The following is a 16012-nucleotide window of genomic DNA, read 5'->3' as shown; positions in this document are numbered from 1 at the left end:
CCTAAATTTAGTTATCCTCTACTGTTCACTGGTCACTGATAGCGGAATCGTCATCTTCTGGGGGTCGATCGCTTTTAATATGATCAAGAAGGTGTAACATTCGATCGCCGCGTTCGAGGGAAGAATCTTCTAGGAAGACCACTTCGGGGGTACGTCTGAGACGGATGCGTTGACCCAGTTCACGCCGGACGAATCCCGCGGCCGCTTTTAACCCGGCCATAGTTTCGGCCTTTGCATCTTTGTTGCCGTAGATAGACACAAAAATTCTAGCGTGTTGCAGGTCGTGGGAGAGATCCACATCGGTAACGCTAACCATACCAGCACCGACGCGATCATCTTTAATTTCCATTAATAACATTTGGCTGACCTCGCGCTTAATTAGCGAGGACACGCGAGATACTCGACGGTCGTTAGCCATAATTTTTGTCCCCTAAAAACAGCGAAACCCTTACCATTGTATCAAGCTAATCCGAGCATGGCTTTGAGGGTGAAATAAAGAAAGGCGAAAGTTCCCCCCAGAAAGCCCACAAGTGCGATCGCTGTGAGGGGATTTTTTAATAAAGGGGCTAACCAGCCGAAAAAGGCGAAGAAAATCCCTAAACTAAAGCTAATCAGATAGCGGGGGTAACGGCTCACGTTATCAAAAAAGTCGCCCATAAATTTTGTTTATTATCTTTGTCCGTAAGCAATTATAGCAGTAAGCTCCGATGCTGCCACGCCCCCCGATTAACGGGACTTATCCCATTTTTCTTTAATTACCTAAGCAAAAGCGTCAATTCATTGTGCAGAGATTCAACGATTAGAATCCATCTTTTGAAAAAGATGGAGACTTCAAAGAGACAGTTTTCTGAGGACTTTTTCTGCTAGTGGGAACTAGATCGGGGTCATTTTCTTCCCTAGCCACCCGGATTAAGAGGGCTGCTAAAAAGAGACTAGCTAAACTGGAACTGCCGCCATAACTAAAGAGAGGGAAAGGTAAGCCGGTAGTGGGTAAAGAACCAGTGGCCACACCGATATTTAACAGGGATTGACCGATTAAAATTACCATCGCCCCGATCGCCACTAATTTTTTGATGCGATGACGACATTTAACCGCCACAATCAGAGCGAGAGTAGCGTAGATAAATAGCATGATTAACAGTAAAATACCGCCAATAAAACCAAATTCCTCGCCAAAGACAGCGAAAATAAAATCCGTATCCGGGAAGGGTAGATAAAATAATTTTTGTTGGGATAAACCGTAACCGCTGCCGGTGGTTCCGCCAGAACCGATCGCCAGTAAACTCTGCACTAATTGATAACCATCACCCCGGGGATCCTGCCAGGGGTCTAAGAAAGATAAAATCCGTTTTCTCTGGTATTCGCGGAAAGTAACACTAACCACGGCCATAGTTACACCCAGTAAAGCGCTGCTGGTCATGTAGGATAAAGGCAGACCAGAGGCAAGAGCGATCAGCCAGAGAGTTATACCACACAGAGCAGTGGTACTCAAGTTAGGTTGTAAGAGGATGCCCGCTAGAATTAGCCCGAAAATAGCGATCCAAGTTAACCGTTGATTGACATTTAAACGCGGCCAACCACCGAAAACCGCCGCCCCTTGCAGGACGAGAAACGGTTTCATAAATTCCGACGGTTGCAAGAGAATCGGCCCGATTTTAATCCAACGGGTGGCTCCGTTGATATTCGCTCCCAAACCAGGGATGAGAGTGATCAAAATTAATCCTAAAACTAATAAAATCATCCAGGGTGCGATTTTGAGCAGATTCTCGATCGGCAATCGCACCAGGAAATTAAAGCCAATTAAGCCAATCCAAAGCCAGATTAATTGGCGGATAAAATAGTATAGTCCGTTATCAAAGCGACTGTCAGCCAGAGCGTAGGAAGCCGAAAAAAGCACGACTAACCCGACTGACAGCCACAAAAAAGTCATCCAGCGCAATAATCGCGCTTCGGCTGACCAGTTTTTCACATCGGGGTCAAAAATAGGAATAATATATTGCCACACGGAGATTTTTCGAGAAGAAGTATCTTGTACAGATTAACCGAAAAGACTAGGCTCGATCGCGGTTTGTTCCACTATCCGACGGCTACATGACCGATTAAACCGACATTTTCACCGTGCCATTCTAGGGTATCACCGATCGCCTGACCGTCGTGATAGGCAGCCAAGAGAATTTCCGCCGTTTTCCCCCAAACAATATTCCCCTGACGATCAAGGGAAATCATGCCCAGATCCCGACCATTAGTTTGGGATTCGCGCATGGATTTCTCCACGGCAGCGGCGAGGGAAAAACCATCGGTGACGCGAATGACCACCTTAGCGGCTAAACACTCATCGATAATATCTTCCCCGACCCCCGTACAGCTTACTCCCGCCCATGGATTCGCATAATTGCCGGCCGGCATGGCACTGTCACTAACGCGACCGATTCTTTCTAATCCCTTCCCTCCGGTAGAAGTTCCGGCGGCGATGTCTCCTTGTTGATCAAGGGCCACTACCCCGATAGTTCCCCGTTGTGCTGACGAATCGGCGAATAAACGGGCCATTTTGCGATTAAAATTCGTCTTTCTTTCCTCCATCCATTCTTGAATCCGATAATCGGTGAGGGGATCATAGAGGGGAATTTGTAATTCTCTGGCCAGATCCGCGGCCCCAATTTCCGAGAGAATGCGATCCTCTTGACTTTGGAGAAATTGGGCGAGGCTAATGGGATTCTGTACCCGCGAGACGTTAATGACACCGCTTAAACGCTGGTGACGACCATCCATCAAGGCTGCACTCATTCGCACCTGACCGTCCGATTGCACCACTGAACCGGTCCCGGCATTAAATCGCGGTTCATCCTCCAGTAACATACATCCTTTTGTCACCGCTTCCACAGCACTAGCACCATTGTCAAGGAGATTGTAAATATTCTTAACAATCCCCCGGAGAGAATCGCGGACTGATTCTAAACCACCTTTGTCCTCTAGGGAACTCGCTCCCCCATGAATAATTAACTTCGGATTTACTCTGGTCATTATTGTCCCAACGTCACATTACCGATCGGATCTAAACTATCACGTTTAAGCTGTCCGCACATCTAAATTGGTCTATGGGAAGTGGGGTGTGGGGTGTGGGGAGAGGGGAGAGGGGTGTGGGGTGTAGGGTGTAGGGTGTAGGGTGTGGGGTGTAGGGTGTGGGGTGTAGGGTGTGGGGTGTAGGGTGTGGGGTGTAGGGTGTGGGAAGAATAAATAAAAATAATCTCCTGAATCCTGAATCCTGACTCCTGACTCCTGACTCCTAACTCCTGAATCCTGACTCCTAACTCCTGACTCCTAACTCCTGAATCCTGACTTCTAACCCCATGGTAGATGTTGGATTTTTGCAGGAGTCCTATTTTCCGACAAAGATAAGCAAAAATTATTGATTGACTCCACAAACTTGAGAATATTTAAATTAACATTTCGCAATATTTATAAATTCTTAAGAATTAATTGAGAAAGATTTTTATTTAACAACGATGTTACAATGGTTACAGCGATTTTACTGAATTTCATAATGGGTTTTTCTGTGCTTTTTTGGGCAGCAACGGTTGAAACCCTTGCCACACCTAGAAGGTGATCCTAATTAAGACGGGTAAATCAGTCAATTTCACCCACAACGATGATCTTTTTTTTGTGTAGTTTTATTGCAAAAAAAAAGTTTTTTTGACAAAAAGCACAAGGTATGATAGGGGATAAGGGATTTCTGGCTGCGAGTAGTTATTGCAGAGTGGGGAGAAGGGAGCAGCGAGCAGGGGAGAAAAAAGCGTTCGACAAAAGCTCACGCGGCGGTTCGACGGATTCGACAAGCTCACCGTCCACAGGCTCACCGTCCGCTCGACAAAAGCTCGCCGAACGTCCGAAGTCTGACGGCTGATGGCTAAAAAGCTGATGGCTAACTTGACAAAAATTACCTCGGTTTCTATAATCCTGAAACCGTCAATAAAATTCAGCGATAAATAGCTGGGCAGAAAATCAAGAAAAACAGCAAAAAAACGCAGTTACCCCCTTGACAAATAGATAAAACTAGGCATTAGTTAAATTTAATGATTTTTTAATAAAAACCGCTTTCTATCACCAGAAAAAGCGATCGGTAGATTTTTATCAGAGTATTGTAATCATCTTTACAACTATCGGGGATCAAAGGATGTTAGGGTGAAGGAGCGATGACAAACCCACTTTAAGATCACCCCAATTGCTATGGCACAGATTCTCGATCCCCTCCCCAACGGCAAGAAAAATAGTATTCTTTGTTGCTATGTCAATGCGACCAGTCATATTCAAATTGTTCGCATCACCAATATTGCTAACTGGTATTTTGAAAGGGTGGTTTTCCCTGGGCAGCGTTTAGTATTTGAGACCCTAGGGGAAGCTTTCTTAGAGATTCATACGGGTATGATGGCCAGTGCCATCCTTTCCGATAACATCCCCTGTGAGCGCCTTTATATCAGCGATGGGGATGAGGATGACTCCGACGGTCAACTAGACGGGGAAACATTTTATCCCCATTCCCTAGAGGAAAGTCAAGGGGCGAAAATTGACAATACCGTACCCTTCGGTTTAACTTTAGCTTCCGCCTAGCTAATAACCTAATCTGATAATTCCCCTCGCACGAGAATCACAGTGCAATTAACGGCACGGGCAATCGTCGAGGGGATATTGCCATTTAAGAACTGATTGAGCAAACTTTCCCTAGATGCACCCAAAAGCACCAAAGAACAATCCTCCGATCCTACCAGATGAGTGACCGCCTCGGCAGCAGAAGCCGAACGAATCGGTAAAGGTACAATCGGCTGTGCGATCGCTTTCTGTAAAGATGCTTGTAAAACTTCCAAAGTGGACAGATCTGGGAGTAACTCCGTCGGGGAATAGATTTTACATAACCAAATTTCGGGATAATCCGAAGACTCGGACAAAGACAGCAAACTAGGCAATAATGCTAAAGCGCGTTGGGCATTGGGACCGCCGGCGGTGGGAATCAGCCAAATCCTTTCCCGATTAAGATCGTTGGGAAAACAATCCTTTGTCCCCAATTTTACCAAGATGGTTTCACAGGGAGCTTGAGCAATCAGAGTATCGACTAAAAACCCAAAAATCGCCCCAGTGGTGGATTTTTCCCCCGTCCAACCCATAATTAATAAATTGCTGTGTCGTTCGCCAATCGTGGCCAAAATCCCGTCGGCGATATCCTGAACAACGGAAATTTGTGTATGAACAGAGATATTCTGCTGTCGGGCTAATCTTTCCAGACGATGAAGTAATTTGCGTCCTTCCCGCGTATCTACCCTGACTTCCGCCGGAGAACTAAGACGAGGCACAGTAATCATATAGAGACAATCTATCTCATAATTGCGTTGACGGGCGACAGCGGCGGCAATTTTAAACAAAGCGGTAGCGGTGTCGGGATTGGCAATGGGTAACAAAATCCGGCCCGTTCCCACGGCTGGGGAACGAGTTTGATAAACCACATAGGAAGGGGTACTGCGTTGGGGCAGTTGACAAACTCCCCCCAATTGATCGGCTTCCACCCGGATAATATCGGTACGGGTGATAATCCCCACCAGTTTTTGACCATCGGTAACGGGTAAACGGGAAAGCTGATAGCGATTTAAGAGAAATAAAACATCGCTTAAAGCTGCCTGGGGGGCCACAGTAATCGGATTGGGAGTCATCATCTCTCGTAGGACTGTTTGATTGTTTTTCGATCGCCATTTATCCAGATCACTTTGGGTAAAAATCCCCAATAGTCGCCCCTGATCCACCACGGGAAAACCGCGATGATGGGAACGGGACATAATTTTCACCACTTCCCCCAGGGGTAAATCTGCCGCCAGAATTTCCACCTGCGATTGCATCACATCTATAGCCGACAGATGGGCCAACACATCATTAGAAGGGGTTTCTTCGTTGAGAATAATACCACTAGCGGAAAGTAAATGCTGATAGAGGGAACCGGGGTGAATGCTTTCGGCAGTGATATAAGAAACGGCACAGGTCAACATCAGGGGCAGCACAATATTAAAATTGCGATGCAGTTCAAAGACAATCACGATCGCCGTTACCGGAACCCTGACTACTCCCGTAAAAAAAGCCCCCATACCGGCTAAAGTATAACTAGGTTCGCTGCCGAAACCCATCATTTTCGTCTCGATTCCCCCCACCAGAAACCCCAAACAGGATCCCAACACCAAAGCGGGGGCGAGGAGTCCTCCAGGGGCGCCGGAACTATAGGAGATCATCGTCAGGAAAAAATAGACCACAAAAGCGAGGGCGGTATTCTGCCAACTTAATTCCCCTGCCAGCAAAAATTCGCGTAAACCGGTATTATCTCGAAAAAAGTCGGGTAAAAAAGCCACCACCGTTCCCGATAAGCAACTGACCAGACCGATGCGCCAAGCTAAAGATAACCGCCAACGCCGCTGCAGCTGACTACAAAAAAGGATGCCTTGATTGAATAAAGCCCCCAATAAGCCCGCTAAAACCCCCAAAAGGCAATAAATGGGTATTTCTTGGGCAGAGAAGCTAATATTGGCATATTCAGTGATGATCGAGGGGGTATTCTGCAGCATCATCGAAACCACGGCCCCGGTAAAGGAAGCCACGATCGCCGTTTCTAGGGTCATACTGGAGACATCGCGCATTAATTCCTCGATCACAAAGAGGACCCCGGCGATGGGAGTAGTAAAACCGGCCGCTAACCCCGCAGCCGCCCCGGCTGCGATCATCTGACGACGGTGATCGGGACTGGTGGGCAGCCAGACGCTTAATTGGGCCGCTAGGGCTGCCCCGATGTGTACCGTGGGGGCCCGACGACCAAGGGTTAAACCACCGCCAAGGATCAGGATCGCCCCGATCATTTTTACGAGGGCGACGCGCCAAGACAGGGGCAAAGGGTATTTAGCTAGGGCTGCTTTTACTTGGGGAATACCCCCCCCGGCGGCTGCGGGGGAGAAGTGTTCGACAATCCAGCCGGCGCTGTAACCAAGCAGAAAACCGCCGAGGGGCAAAACTAGGAAAGGAGAGGAATTGGCTACTAGATGCACCCGCCAACCACCTAACCAACCGATGCCCAATTTCAGGATAATAGCGGCAAGGGCGGAGAGAATTCCGATTAAACAGGCGACCAGTAAAGCATAGCGACTATCGGTCGCGCTACGTCCGAAGTGTTGGGATTTGAACCACTGACGGAGGTTTTGGTAACGGGCAAAAAGTCCCATAATAATGAGGGAGAATCAAGGCAATGGCGGGGCGAGGATTTTTTTAGGGTTCTGATTCCTCGTCTCTTTAATCATAGGCCGTTAAGTTCTGTAACCGTTCACCTTGTTGTTACCAGTGGACCGAATAGTAGTTTTTCGATCGATGGGTTAGGATCAAAGGTTGTCGCTGTCTTTTTAAAAAAGAAGCGTAAAATAGTCGGCGGACAGCTGCCGCTAACCTGACTTGATTTTAAGGTTCTAATGACAATTTCTTGATCAGTAAATAAAGATAAATATTAGCAGATGAATTACGTTAGTTAAACTTGACTAACTTCAACTTTATTTACTTTTTATGATGATGAGAACAAAACTATTAATTAGATAGGATTTGCTGAATAAATCTAAAAACCTTGTTGGATAAGATGTGGGTTGATTTGCTCACACTTCACATCGCGTAAAATGGTAGTGCTTGGGGCTAGTGGGTAGGGTCGTTTCATTCTCTGAAATGTCATTCTCTCAAATCCTTATCTGGCAACGTTTTTAGTCGATTTCTCGGAAATACATATCTGAAAATTTTTCAAAACGTCGTGCTTTGTAGGTTGATTCATGAATCAACCTACTATGAGAGCAAAAACCTGTACTTCCCTGCTCCCTAGCTTACCTCATAAGCGATTAAGGGTAGCAAAAAAAAGAATTAGATTCGGAGAATGAATCAGCCCTAGGCTAGTGGGGGCCTTTCTGCTTGCCAATCCAGATAGGCTAAATGGAGAATATCAAGGGCATTTATGCCTAAAGGGAGACAAAATATATTAGGCTAAAAGCTAAACTATTTTGGCAAGATTTCTTTGAAGACCTCCTCAGCCTACTTATTGGTTTTCCACGGTAGTCGCGATCCGCGTCCAGCCCTGGCGGTGACACGATTAGCAGCCTTAGTTCAAGAAAAAATTAGTCAACCCGCCGAAAGATTGGCGAGTAAATCGGAGTTTAGCCGATCTATAGCGGTTCTAGAAGCAGATAATCGGGTATTAGTAGGGACTGCCGCCCTAGAATTAGCGATAACACCTCTCCATCAACAAATAGAAGCTTTTGCCCAACAAGCGCAAAGCCAAGGATGTAACCGGTTGCAGATTATCCCCCTGTTTCTCCTGTCGGGGGTTCACGTTAAAGAAGATATTCCCGCAGCCGTGGCCAAAGTGCGATCGCCGATTGAGCTAGAGTTAAAGCCCCATTTAGGCAGTTATCAGGGCATAAAATCGCTGTTATCCCGACAATTGGCTGATTTAAGCCCGCAAAAACCCATTTTACTGTCCCACGGTAGTCGTCGCCCTGGCGGTAATCGGGAGGTGGAAAACCTAGCGGCGTTTTTTGGGGCAATTACAGCTTATTGGTCGATAGAACCGAGTTTATCCCGACAAATCGAGATTTTAATCGCTCAAGGTAGCCAAACAATCCCTATACTGCCCTATTTCCTCTTTGCCGGTGGAATTACGGCCGCGATCGAAGCCCAAGTTTTTGAACTATCACAAAAGCATCCAAATGTCAATATATTTTTAGGTAAATCTTTGGGGGCGACGGGGGAATTAGCCGAGATTATTGTTGAGGAAGGATGTGGATGAAGCGGGCAGCGATCGCTCTGGGCAGTAATTTAGGAGATTCAGCGACAATTTTAGGGCAAGCTTTAGGGGAATTAGAGCGAGTCAAAGGAATTAAACTAGAAGCTTATTCCCAATGGTATCAAACCGCGGCCGTCGGGCCGCCTCAGCCCGATTATCTCAACGGTTGCGCCATTGTGCAAGTGGATTTATCGCCCCTAGATTTACTGGATAAATTATTAGAAATCGAGCAGTTATTCGGGAGAGTTCGACGGGAAAGATGGGGACCGCGTACCCTCGATTTAGACTTAATATTTTATGATGACCTGATCTTAGAAACGCCCGAATTACAGATACCCCATCCCCGCTGCCGAGAACGGGCCTTTGTACTGCTTCCCCTGGCAGAAATTGCCCCCGATTGGCGAGATCCTGTAACTGGAAAAACTGTCCTTCAGTTATTGGGGGAATTGGGATTGGGAGAGTAGGGTGTCAATGAACCTGCGGGAGTCCCGACCCGAGCGGGTAGCGGCATAGGCACGATTTGGGTTTCTGTTTCATGAGACCTGCGGCAAAAGTAAGTTCTCGAGCCGCTATCAGGTCAAAATATCCAAAACCTCAGATAAATTTGATATAATCTTAGGTTTTATGGATAGTATGCTTGTCTCTTGTCTTTTTTCTCCTCCTGTCTCCTATCTCCTGTTTCCTCACCTAAGGTCAGATTTTTGATTTTTGCAGAAAATCTATTGTCAAGCCGTCGTTTTACGACGGGGTTTCAGACCCAAAAATTGCAATGATTCCCTCAAGCGAGCGCTACTGGCTCAAAAATGCCCATATTCCCGTTTCCCTCCTAGAAAATGAGAGTTTCTCTCCCCAAACCGCCGAGGGATTAACCTTAGTTAATCTGGAAATTAATGACGGTAACATTAATCGCATCACCTCAACCATCCCCCCCGAAGATAATATTCCCGTTATCGACCTCAAAAAAAAGATTGTTTTTCCTTGCTTTATCGATATGCACACCCATCTCGATAAAGGTCATAGTTGGCATCGTTGTCCTAACCGTGATGGCACTTTTGACAACGCCTTAAAAATGGCCCTAGAGGATTCCCGACGGGAGTGGCGCTTAGAGGATGTGTATCGTCGCATGGAATTTGGCGTTAAATGCAGTTATGCCCACGGAACCGCCGCTATTCGCACCCATATCGACTCTTTTGGTCAACAGGCACAGATTAGCTTAACCGCTTTGGCAGAATTGCAACGACAATGGGCCGGTAAAATCACCCTGCAAGCGGTTTCTCTAGTTTCCCTTGACTATTATCAAACCTCCGAGGGAGCGGCCTTAGCCGATAAAATAGCCGAATTTGGGGGCATATTAGGGGGAGTAGCCTACACAAATCCCGATTTACAGGCACAAATTGATATTACCTTCAAATTAGCCCAAGAAAGGGGTTTAAATCTCGATTTTCATCTGGATGAAAACGGCGACCCCGATTCTACCTGTTTAGCAGCGATCGCGCGTACTGCTATTAAAGAGCAATTTGACGGACAAATCATCTGTGGTCACTGTTGCAGTTTAGCGGTACAATCCCCTGAAATAATCCAAGAAACCCTAAATTTAGTCAAAAATGCGGGCATTGCTATCGTTAGCTTGCCGATGTGCAATCTCTACCTACAGGATCGTCAAGAGGAAAAAACCCCTTTTTGGCGCGGGACAACTAAGGTAAAAGAGATGAAAAAAGCGGGAATTCCGGTGGCTTTTGCCAGTGATAACTGTCGCGATCCCTTTTATGGTTTTGGGGATCACGATGGTTTAGAAGTCTTTACCCAAGCGGTGCGGATTGCCCATCTCGACACACCCTACGCTGACTGGGTAAATAGTGTCACCCTCACCCCAGCAAATCTGCTCGGATTGCCCCATTTAGGGCGCATTAAGACGGGTCTAGAGGCAAATTTGTTAATTTTCAAGGCGCGATACTTTAGCGAGCTATTATCGCGGCCACAGTGGGATCGCCTCGTGATTCGGCGCGGGTTGAGCATCGATACTACTCTCCCCGATTACCAAGAGTTAGATGATTTAGTTCTAGGAATTGATCAAATCCTGTAAGGGTTTGACAAAAACCACCGATTCTAGGTTGATAGCACCGTAAATATGGGGAAAGGTCTCTTTTTCTAGCTCTGAAGTGGCATTTTCTGGGTTAGGATGCTGGGGCTGCTCCCATTTGACCGGGGACTGCAATTGTTCGAGAGAAATGGCTAAAACCAGCAAATCTGGCTGATTTTGATAAAAAGCGGCCACAACTTTCGGAATTTGTTCTAAGGTGGAGCAATGGATAAATCCCTCATTTTTTAGGGAATACGCCCGATATTCCCCCATTTCACGAGCTATTTGCCAACCTCTTTCTGTGGTGATGTGATAGATCATCGGTTCGCCTCCTACTGTCACTTTATCCCTAATTTTAGGATATAGCCTGAAGCTGTCAGCAGCCCTCAATTCTCTTAAACTAGGGGTCAGGGAATAAAGACAAGAAATTTGTCCGACCAATTACCAGAAAAAAATTGCCGATAATGGCCTCAAAATCTCTTGATAGTCTCCTTTTACCTGATATTAACCTTTTCCCCTTAAAATGAGCTTACCGAGCCAGTAACTGCAAAAATCTATGCTAGATAAAATATTTACTCCCAATCCCTACGCTGAAAAACCCGCGCCGCTGCGTCCTCGCAAGGGGGTAATTATCGGTGTTGGTCAGGTGGGGATGGCCTGCGCTTACTCGATGTTAATTCAAGACTGTTTTGATGAATTAATTCTGCAAGATATCGCCACGGATAAAGTCGAAGGGGAAGTGATGGATTTAAGGCACGGAATGCCTTTTATTGAACCCACAGACTTGAAAATGGGAACCGTGGCCGATGTGGGACAAAATGCCGATGTGGTGATTATTACTGCCGGGGCCGCCCAAAAAGAGGGAGAAACCAGATTACATCTCCTTGAGCGAAATGTGGCGATTTTTCGCCGTATTCTGGAGGATGTGGCTGTTTACTGCCCCAGTGCTTTGATTTTGGTGGTGAGTAATCCCGTCGATATCATGACCTATGTTACCTTGAAAATCACCAATTTTCCGCCTTCTAGGGTGATTGGTTCGGGTACGGTGCTAGATTCTGGCCGTTTACGCTCTCTTTTATCCACCCAACTCCATGTAGATGCGCGTAACGTCCACGCATATATTATCGGTGAACACGGGGATAGTGAGCTTGCTGTCTGGAGTTCGGCTAATATCGGAGGAGCAAGGTTACTAGAAGGGGATTGGCAGGATTTAAGCGCAACCGACCAAGAAAGCTTAACAGAAATTTTTCTTCAGGTTAAAAACGCCGCCTATGAAATTATCAAACGCAAGGGTTATACTAGCTATGCGATCGGTTTAGCTACCACAGATATCGTTAAAGCGATTTTACGTTCCCAAGAAAGAATTCTCACTATTAGCACTCTCCTCGATGGTCAATACGGTCTCAAAGATGTGTGTTTAAGTATTCCCTCGGTGGTTAACGAGAAAGGAGTAATTAAAACTCTGAATCTTGCTCTCAGTCCCAGAGAAACCCAACAGTTACATAATTCGGCCAAAATTATGCGCGATTTAATCGATCAACTCAAAATTTAACTTAGGGTTGGCTGAATAAATCTAAAAACATTGTTGGGTAAGATTTTTAGATTTTTTTGCCCTGAAAAAGTGCCAGACATAAGAGCGATCAAAGGCAAAATTTTGGCACTTTTTCCCCGAAAATTAGGTAATTGTGGGGTGGACTGAAGAATTAGTGCTAGACTTCCCGAAAAGTCTATTTTATTGCAGCTTGTTGTTAGGGATATGCTCTGGCTAATACGCTTTTAGTTATGATATGGGGAAAAGTTCCGGCGATGGTGCTAAAATGGTGTGATATGCCGAAAGTTAACCCACATCGTTACTCTCAGGAGTGTTATAGAGAAAATTTCTGTATAATTAATGGTTAGGCGGCGTACATTGATTGATTTTGACCAGCCCAGAATCTATAATGGTTATCCAGAGAAAATAAGGGGAGCCTGATTTTATGCCACTGAATATGGAGTATCAATCCTATTCGATCAGAAAACTACTAGACTCCGTAAGTAGCGGTAGTGTGAGAATCCCAGCTTTCCAAAGAGGTTTTGTCTGGGGTATGGATAGGGTTGCATACCTGATGGACAGTATTTATAAAAATTATCCTTTCGGATCACTATTACTTTGGCGAACTAAATACAAGCTTGCAGTAGAACGCAAACTAGGGCAATTTGAGCTTCCAAAGCCAACGGAGGATTATCCAATAGATTATGTGCTGGATGGTCAGCAAAGACTCACATCCATATTCTCTGTTTTCCAAACCGAGTTAGAACCAACCTCAGAAGGTGGATGGCTGCAAATATATTTCGATTTTGAAGCAGATGACGATGTACAAGAAAGTAAATTTTTAGCCCTTCAAGAGGGTGATGTTGATCCAAATCGCCATTTTCCTTTAAGCGTCTTATTTGATTCCGTGAAATATAGAGAAGCAGCTTCGAAATTTTCAAACGATCAAATTAGACGATTGGATAGAATGCAAGAAAAATTTAAGGAAGTGTCAATTCCTGCCCAAATTCTCAAGACGGATGATAGGGCAATCGTTGCCATTGTATTTGAACGTGTCAATAGATTGGGAATGGAACTTGATACTCTTCAACTTCTTGCCGCATGGACTTGGAATGATGATTTCGATCTACTAGAGAACTTCAAAGAATTGAAAGAAGATCTTGAAGAGTTTGGATTCTCTGAAGTTGGTGAAGATTCTGATCTGATCCTAAGATGTGCTGCTGCTATTTTGATGAAAGACCCTACTCCAGATACCCTTTTAAAATTGAATGGTCAACGGGTTAGAACTGCTTTTCCTAAAGTAAGAAATGGAATTTTTGGTGCTATTGATTTCTTGAGGACACAATTGAAGGTTATGTCTCTTAAGAATTTACCCTATTCGGCGTTAATTATTCCTCTGTGCGTGTTTTTCGCAGAACCTGAGGGCAAACAAATATCGTATGATGCAAAAGTTTATGCAAGATTGAAAAAGTGGTTTTGGAGATCGTGCTTCACTAACCGATATGGTAGCCAAATCAAGAGAACTGCAACAACTGACATCAATGAAGTAGAGAAACTTAAAAGTGGCGAAGCGAGCGTTTTGGGTGATATCCCATATAATATAGATGAATGCTTCTTCAAAGACAGTTACTTTCGACTAACTAGCGCCAATACAAAAACTTTTATATTAATGTTGGCTAACAATGATCCAAAAACTTTTCTGTCTGGCTCATCAATTGATCTAGATAAAGTTTTACAGAAATACAACAGGGCTGAATTTCATCACATTTATCCCAAAGCTTACTTAAGAGATGCAGGGCATTCTGACAAAGAAATTAATTGTCTTGCAAATTTCTGTTTCATAAATGCTTCAGAGAACAAAAAAATAGGGCGCAAGAGACCGTCTGAGTATATCACACTAATGCCCAAAGATGATGATTTAAAAAGCATCCTAACAAGTGCTTTTTGCTCGGATGAGACTTTTAATGATGATTTTTCGCTTTTCGTCACTAATAGGTCATCTCTTTTATTCAACTTTGCTAAAAACTTAATGCAAGATGCCACGTCAAGCTAAAGCTTTGGTAGAGTGTGTTAATGAAATCTAACACACCTCTTTTTTCTCTAGCCGTAGTACCATGCTCATTCATTGAAGCAAGTGATTGTAAGCTAACGGGGTTTTTTGATTTTTGAAAAGGCGATCGTTAGTTACCGTCCTGACTTAAAAAATAGCCAACTGCACGCTGAAGCTGTTCCATCCCTTGTTGCAGTTGGTCAATACGAGCCTTAGATTCCTCCATTTGTTGAGCAGTAGCTTCCACAAACCGATCAATACGCCGATTCGTTGCCTCACTGATTGCTGCTAATCTGTCAATATTGCTTTCTATTCGCTCTATTCGCTGCTGACTTGCCTCTAGACTGGCTTCAATACGGTCTAACCGAGAACTTTGCCACCACATTTAGTTAACACCTTGAAAATAAGCGATTATTGTCCTCAGTTTAGCAAATCTTTAGACAAATTAATCTCTTTTCATAGGGCGATCGCTTGAGGTGAAACTGCGATCGCTGGTTGCTTAGTTAATGAAATGTAACGCACATATTTTTTCTCCAGTCAAACTATTTTTGACTAATCTCGAATGCTAAGTCGTATCTGTAAAAACAGACATCAAAGGCAAGAAAGAAGTTCATCTGTCCTAGTATTAGCGGCGCATATTTATCTTGTGTCCAAGCAAAGGCTAAATCTACGGTGGGGAATTGCTCAACAGTAGCTTTAACAACCAATGCACGAGCTTCAAATCTAGCTAGATTACCTCCTAATGGCAGAGATAGCCTTTGATTTTCCCAGACTGCACCTAAAGCTAAACCCATTTCATAGGGCAACACATTAACACTAGAGCCAGTATCCAAGAGCCCCGAAACATTCAAGGATTGACTTTGATAAGTTAATGTCAATGTTGACACTCCCATCGCTAAAAGCGAGGGATTCTTGGTTCACTGACTCAAGTTGTCTTAGCAGGTATTTCTACCAACCAAAATAGAGCTTAAATCTCCCCAAGCGTTTAGGTCTAACGACCAGCTTCCGATATGCCCTATCGTAGCTTTTTTGAGTATATTCAAGGCCGCCATTTTGTCTCTATCTTCCACATATCCGCAGGAACAAACATGAGTTCTAACTGATAGAGACTTTTGGATTAACCGACCACAATTAAAGCATTCTTGACTTGTATAGGCTGGATTAACTGCTATGGTTAATCGGCCGTATTTAATGCCAAAATACTCTATCCATTTTCTCAATTGTGACCAACCAGCATCATTGATACTCTTAGCTAGTTTTCGATTACGCACAAGGTTCTTGACTTTTAAATCCTCGTAGGCTATCAAGTCGTTTGACTGAATTAAACGGAGTGCCAATTTTTTAGCAAACTCTTCTCGTTGCCTACTTACTTTTAAATGTCCCTTGGCGTATTTTTGACTAGCTTTTTTGTAGTTATTAGACTGCTTTTGTCCTCTCTTAAACTTTTTCGACTTTCTTCTATTCAGTTTATTAAGACGTTTCTCGGCTTTTCGATAATACTTAGGAGGCTCTACTGTA

The 16012-nt window shown here is 44.6% G+C and carries 15 protein-coding genes; 6 read left to right on the top strand and 9 right to left on the bottom strand.

Annotated elements, in window-relative coordinates; all coding sequences use genetic code 11:
* Positions 1–25: 25 nt before the first annotated feature.
* From rbfA to O9334_RS16090, 4 genes are all read right to left on the bottom strand, one after another.
* Complete coding sequence (gene rbfA / locus O9334_RS16105; RefSeq protein ID WP_002751761.1) at positions 26–418, bottom strand: 30S ribosome-binding factor RbfA; 393 nt, start codon at positions 416–418, stop codon at positions 26–28.
* 41 nt (positions 419–459) lie between these two features.
* Positions 460–657: a DUF751 family protein gene (locus O9334_RS16100; protein WP_002737592.1), complete on the bottom strand. Its 198-nt coding sequence runs from the start codon at positions 655–657 to the stop codon at positions 460–462.
* Positions 658–799: 142 nt separating this feature from the next.
* Positions 800–2005 carry an FtsW/RodA/SpoVE family cell cycle protein gene (locus O9334_RS16095; RefSeq protein ID WP_045360186.1) on the bottom strand — a complete coding sequence of 402 codons (1206 nt, stop codon included), beginning with the start codon at positions 2003–2005 and terminating at the stop codon, positions 800–802.
* A gap of 71 nt (positions 2006–2076) precedes the next feature.
* Complete coding sequence (locus O9334_RS16090) at positions 2077–3021, bottom strand: isoaspartyl peptidase/L-asparaginase (protein WP_002783758.1); 945 nt, start codon at positions 3019–3021, stop codon at positions 2077–2079.
* Positions 3022–4224: 1203 nt separating this feature from the next.
* On the opposite strand from O9334_RS16090, the gene O9334_RS16085 reads away from it, so the two are divergent.
* Complete coding sequence (locus tag O9334_RS16085; protein WP_045360191.1) at positions 4225–4605, top strand: DUF1830 domain-containing protein; 381 nt, start codon at positions 4225–4227, stop codon at positions 4603–4605.
* Positions 4606–4613: 8 nt separating this feature from the next.
* Here O9334_RS16085 and O9334_RS16080 read toward each other — a convergent pair whose 3' ends face one another.
* Positions 4614–7241: a chloride channel protein gene (locus tag O9334_RS16080; protein ID WP_045360192.1), complete on the bottom strand. Its 2628-nt coding sequence runs from the start codon at positions 7239–7241 to the stop codon at positions 4614–4616.
* A gap of 824 nt (positions 7242–8065) precedes the next feature.
* On the opposite strand from O9334_RS16080, the gene O9334_RS16075 reads away from it, so the two are divergent.
* The 3 genes from O9334_RS16075 (at position 8066) to O9334_RS16065 (ending at position 10916) form a co-directional block, all read left to right on the top strand.
* Complete coding sequence (locus tag O9334_RS16075) at positions 8066–8836, top strand: sirohydrochlorin chelatase (protein WP_045360194.1); 771 nt, start codon at positions 8066–8068, stop codon at positions 8834–8836.
* Entirely contained in the window at positions 8833–9297 is a 465-nt protein-coding gene (gene folK / locus O9334_RS16070; RefSeq protein WP_052426726.1) for a 2-amino-4-hydroxy-6-hydroxymethyldihydropteridine diphosphokinase, read from the top strand. Before O9334_RS16075 ends, folK begins: the two co-directional genes overlap by 4 nt.
* A gap of 305 nt (positions 9298–9602) precedes the next feature.
* Entirely contained in the window at positions 9603–10916 is a 1314-nt protein-coding gene (locus O9334_RS16065) for a cytosine deaminase (RefSeq protein WP_288001167.1), read from the top strand.
* On the opposite strand, the gene O9334_RS16060 is transcribed toward O9334_RS16065, so the two are convergent.
* Entirely contained in the window at positions 10893–11234 is a 342-nt protein-coding gene (locus O9334_RS16060; RefSeq protein ID WP_190380975.1) for a DUF952 domain-containing protein, read from the bottom strand. The genes O9334_RS16065 and O9334_RS16060 overlap by 24 nt on opposite strands.
* A gap of 235 nt (positions 11235–11469) precedes the next feature.
* Between O9334_RS16060 and O9334_RS16055 the strand changes: the two genes are divergently transcribed.
* Both O9334_RS16055 and O9334_RS16050 read left to right on the top strand, forming a co-directional pair.
* Positions 11470–12465, top strand: coding sequence for an L-lactate dehydrogenase (locus O9334_RS16055; protein WP_288001165.1), 996 nt, complete (start codon positions 11470–11472; stop codon positions 12463–12465).
* 436 nt (positions 12466–12901) lie between these two features.
* Positions 12902–14497 (top strand): DUF262 domain-containing protein, encoded by a 1596-nt coding sequence (locus O9334_RS16050; RefSeq protein ID WP_288001162.1) that lies wholly within the window; start codon positions 12902–12904, stop codon positions 14495–14497.
* 127 nt (positions 14498–14624) lie between these two features.
* Here O9334_RS16050 and O9334_RS16045 read toward each other — a convergent pair whose 3' ends face one another.
* From O9334_RS16045 to O9334_RS16035, 3 genes are all read right to left on the bottom strand, one after another.
* Positions 14625–14879 carry a hypothetical protein gene (locus tag O9334_RS16045; protein WP_002755102.1) on the bottom strand — a complete coding sequence of 85 codons (255 nt, stop codon included), beginning with the start codon at positions 14877–14879 and terminating at the stop codon, positions 14625–14627.
* 157 nt (positions 14880–15036) lie between these two features.
* Entirely contained in the window at positions 15037–15387 is a 351-nt protein-coding gene (locus O9334_RS16040; protein ID WP_288001160.1) for a pepsin/retropepsin-like aspartic protease family protein, read from the bottom strand.
* Positions 15388–15429: 42 nt separating this feature from the next.
* A partial coding sequence (locus O9334_RS16035; RefSeq protein WP_288001158.1) for an RNA-guided endonuclease InsQ/TnpB family protein occupies positions 15430–16012 on the bottom strand: 583 nt, incomplete at its 5' end.

Origin of the sequence: Microcystis sp. LE19-8.1F, assembly GCF_027531715.1 — a bacterium.
GTDB lineage: Bacteria > Cyanobacteriota > Cyanobacteriia > Cyanobacteriales > Microcystaceae > Microcystis > Microcystis wesenbergii_A.
Note: the sequence above shows the minus strand (reverse complement) of the source record. Positions and strands in the feature narration are given on the sequence as shown.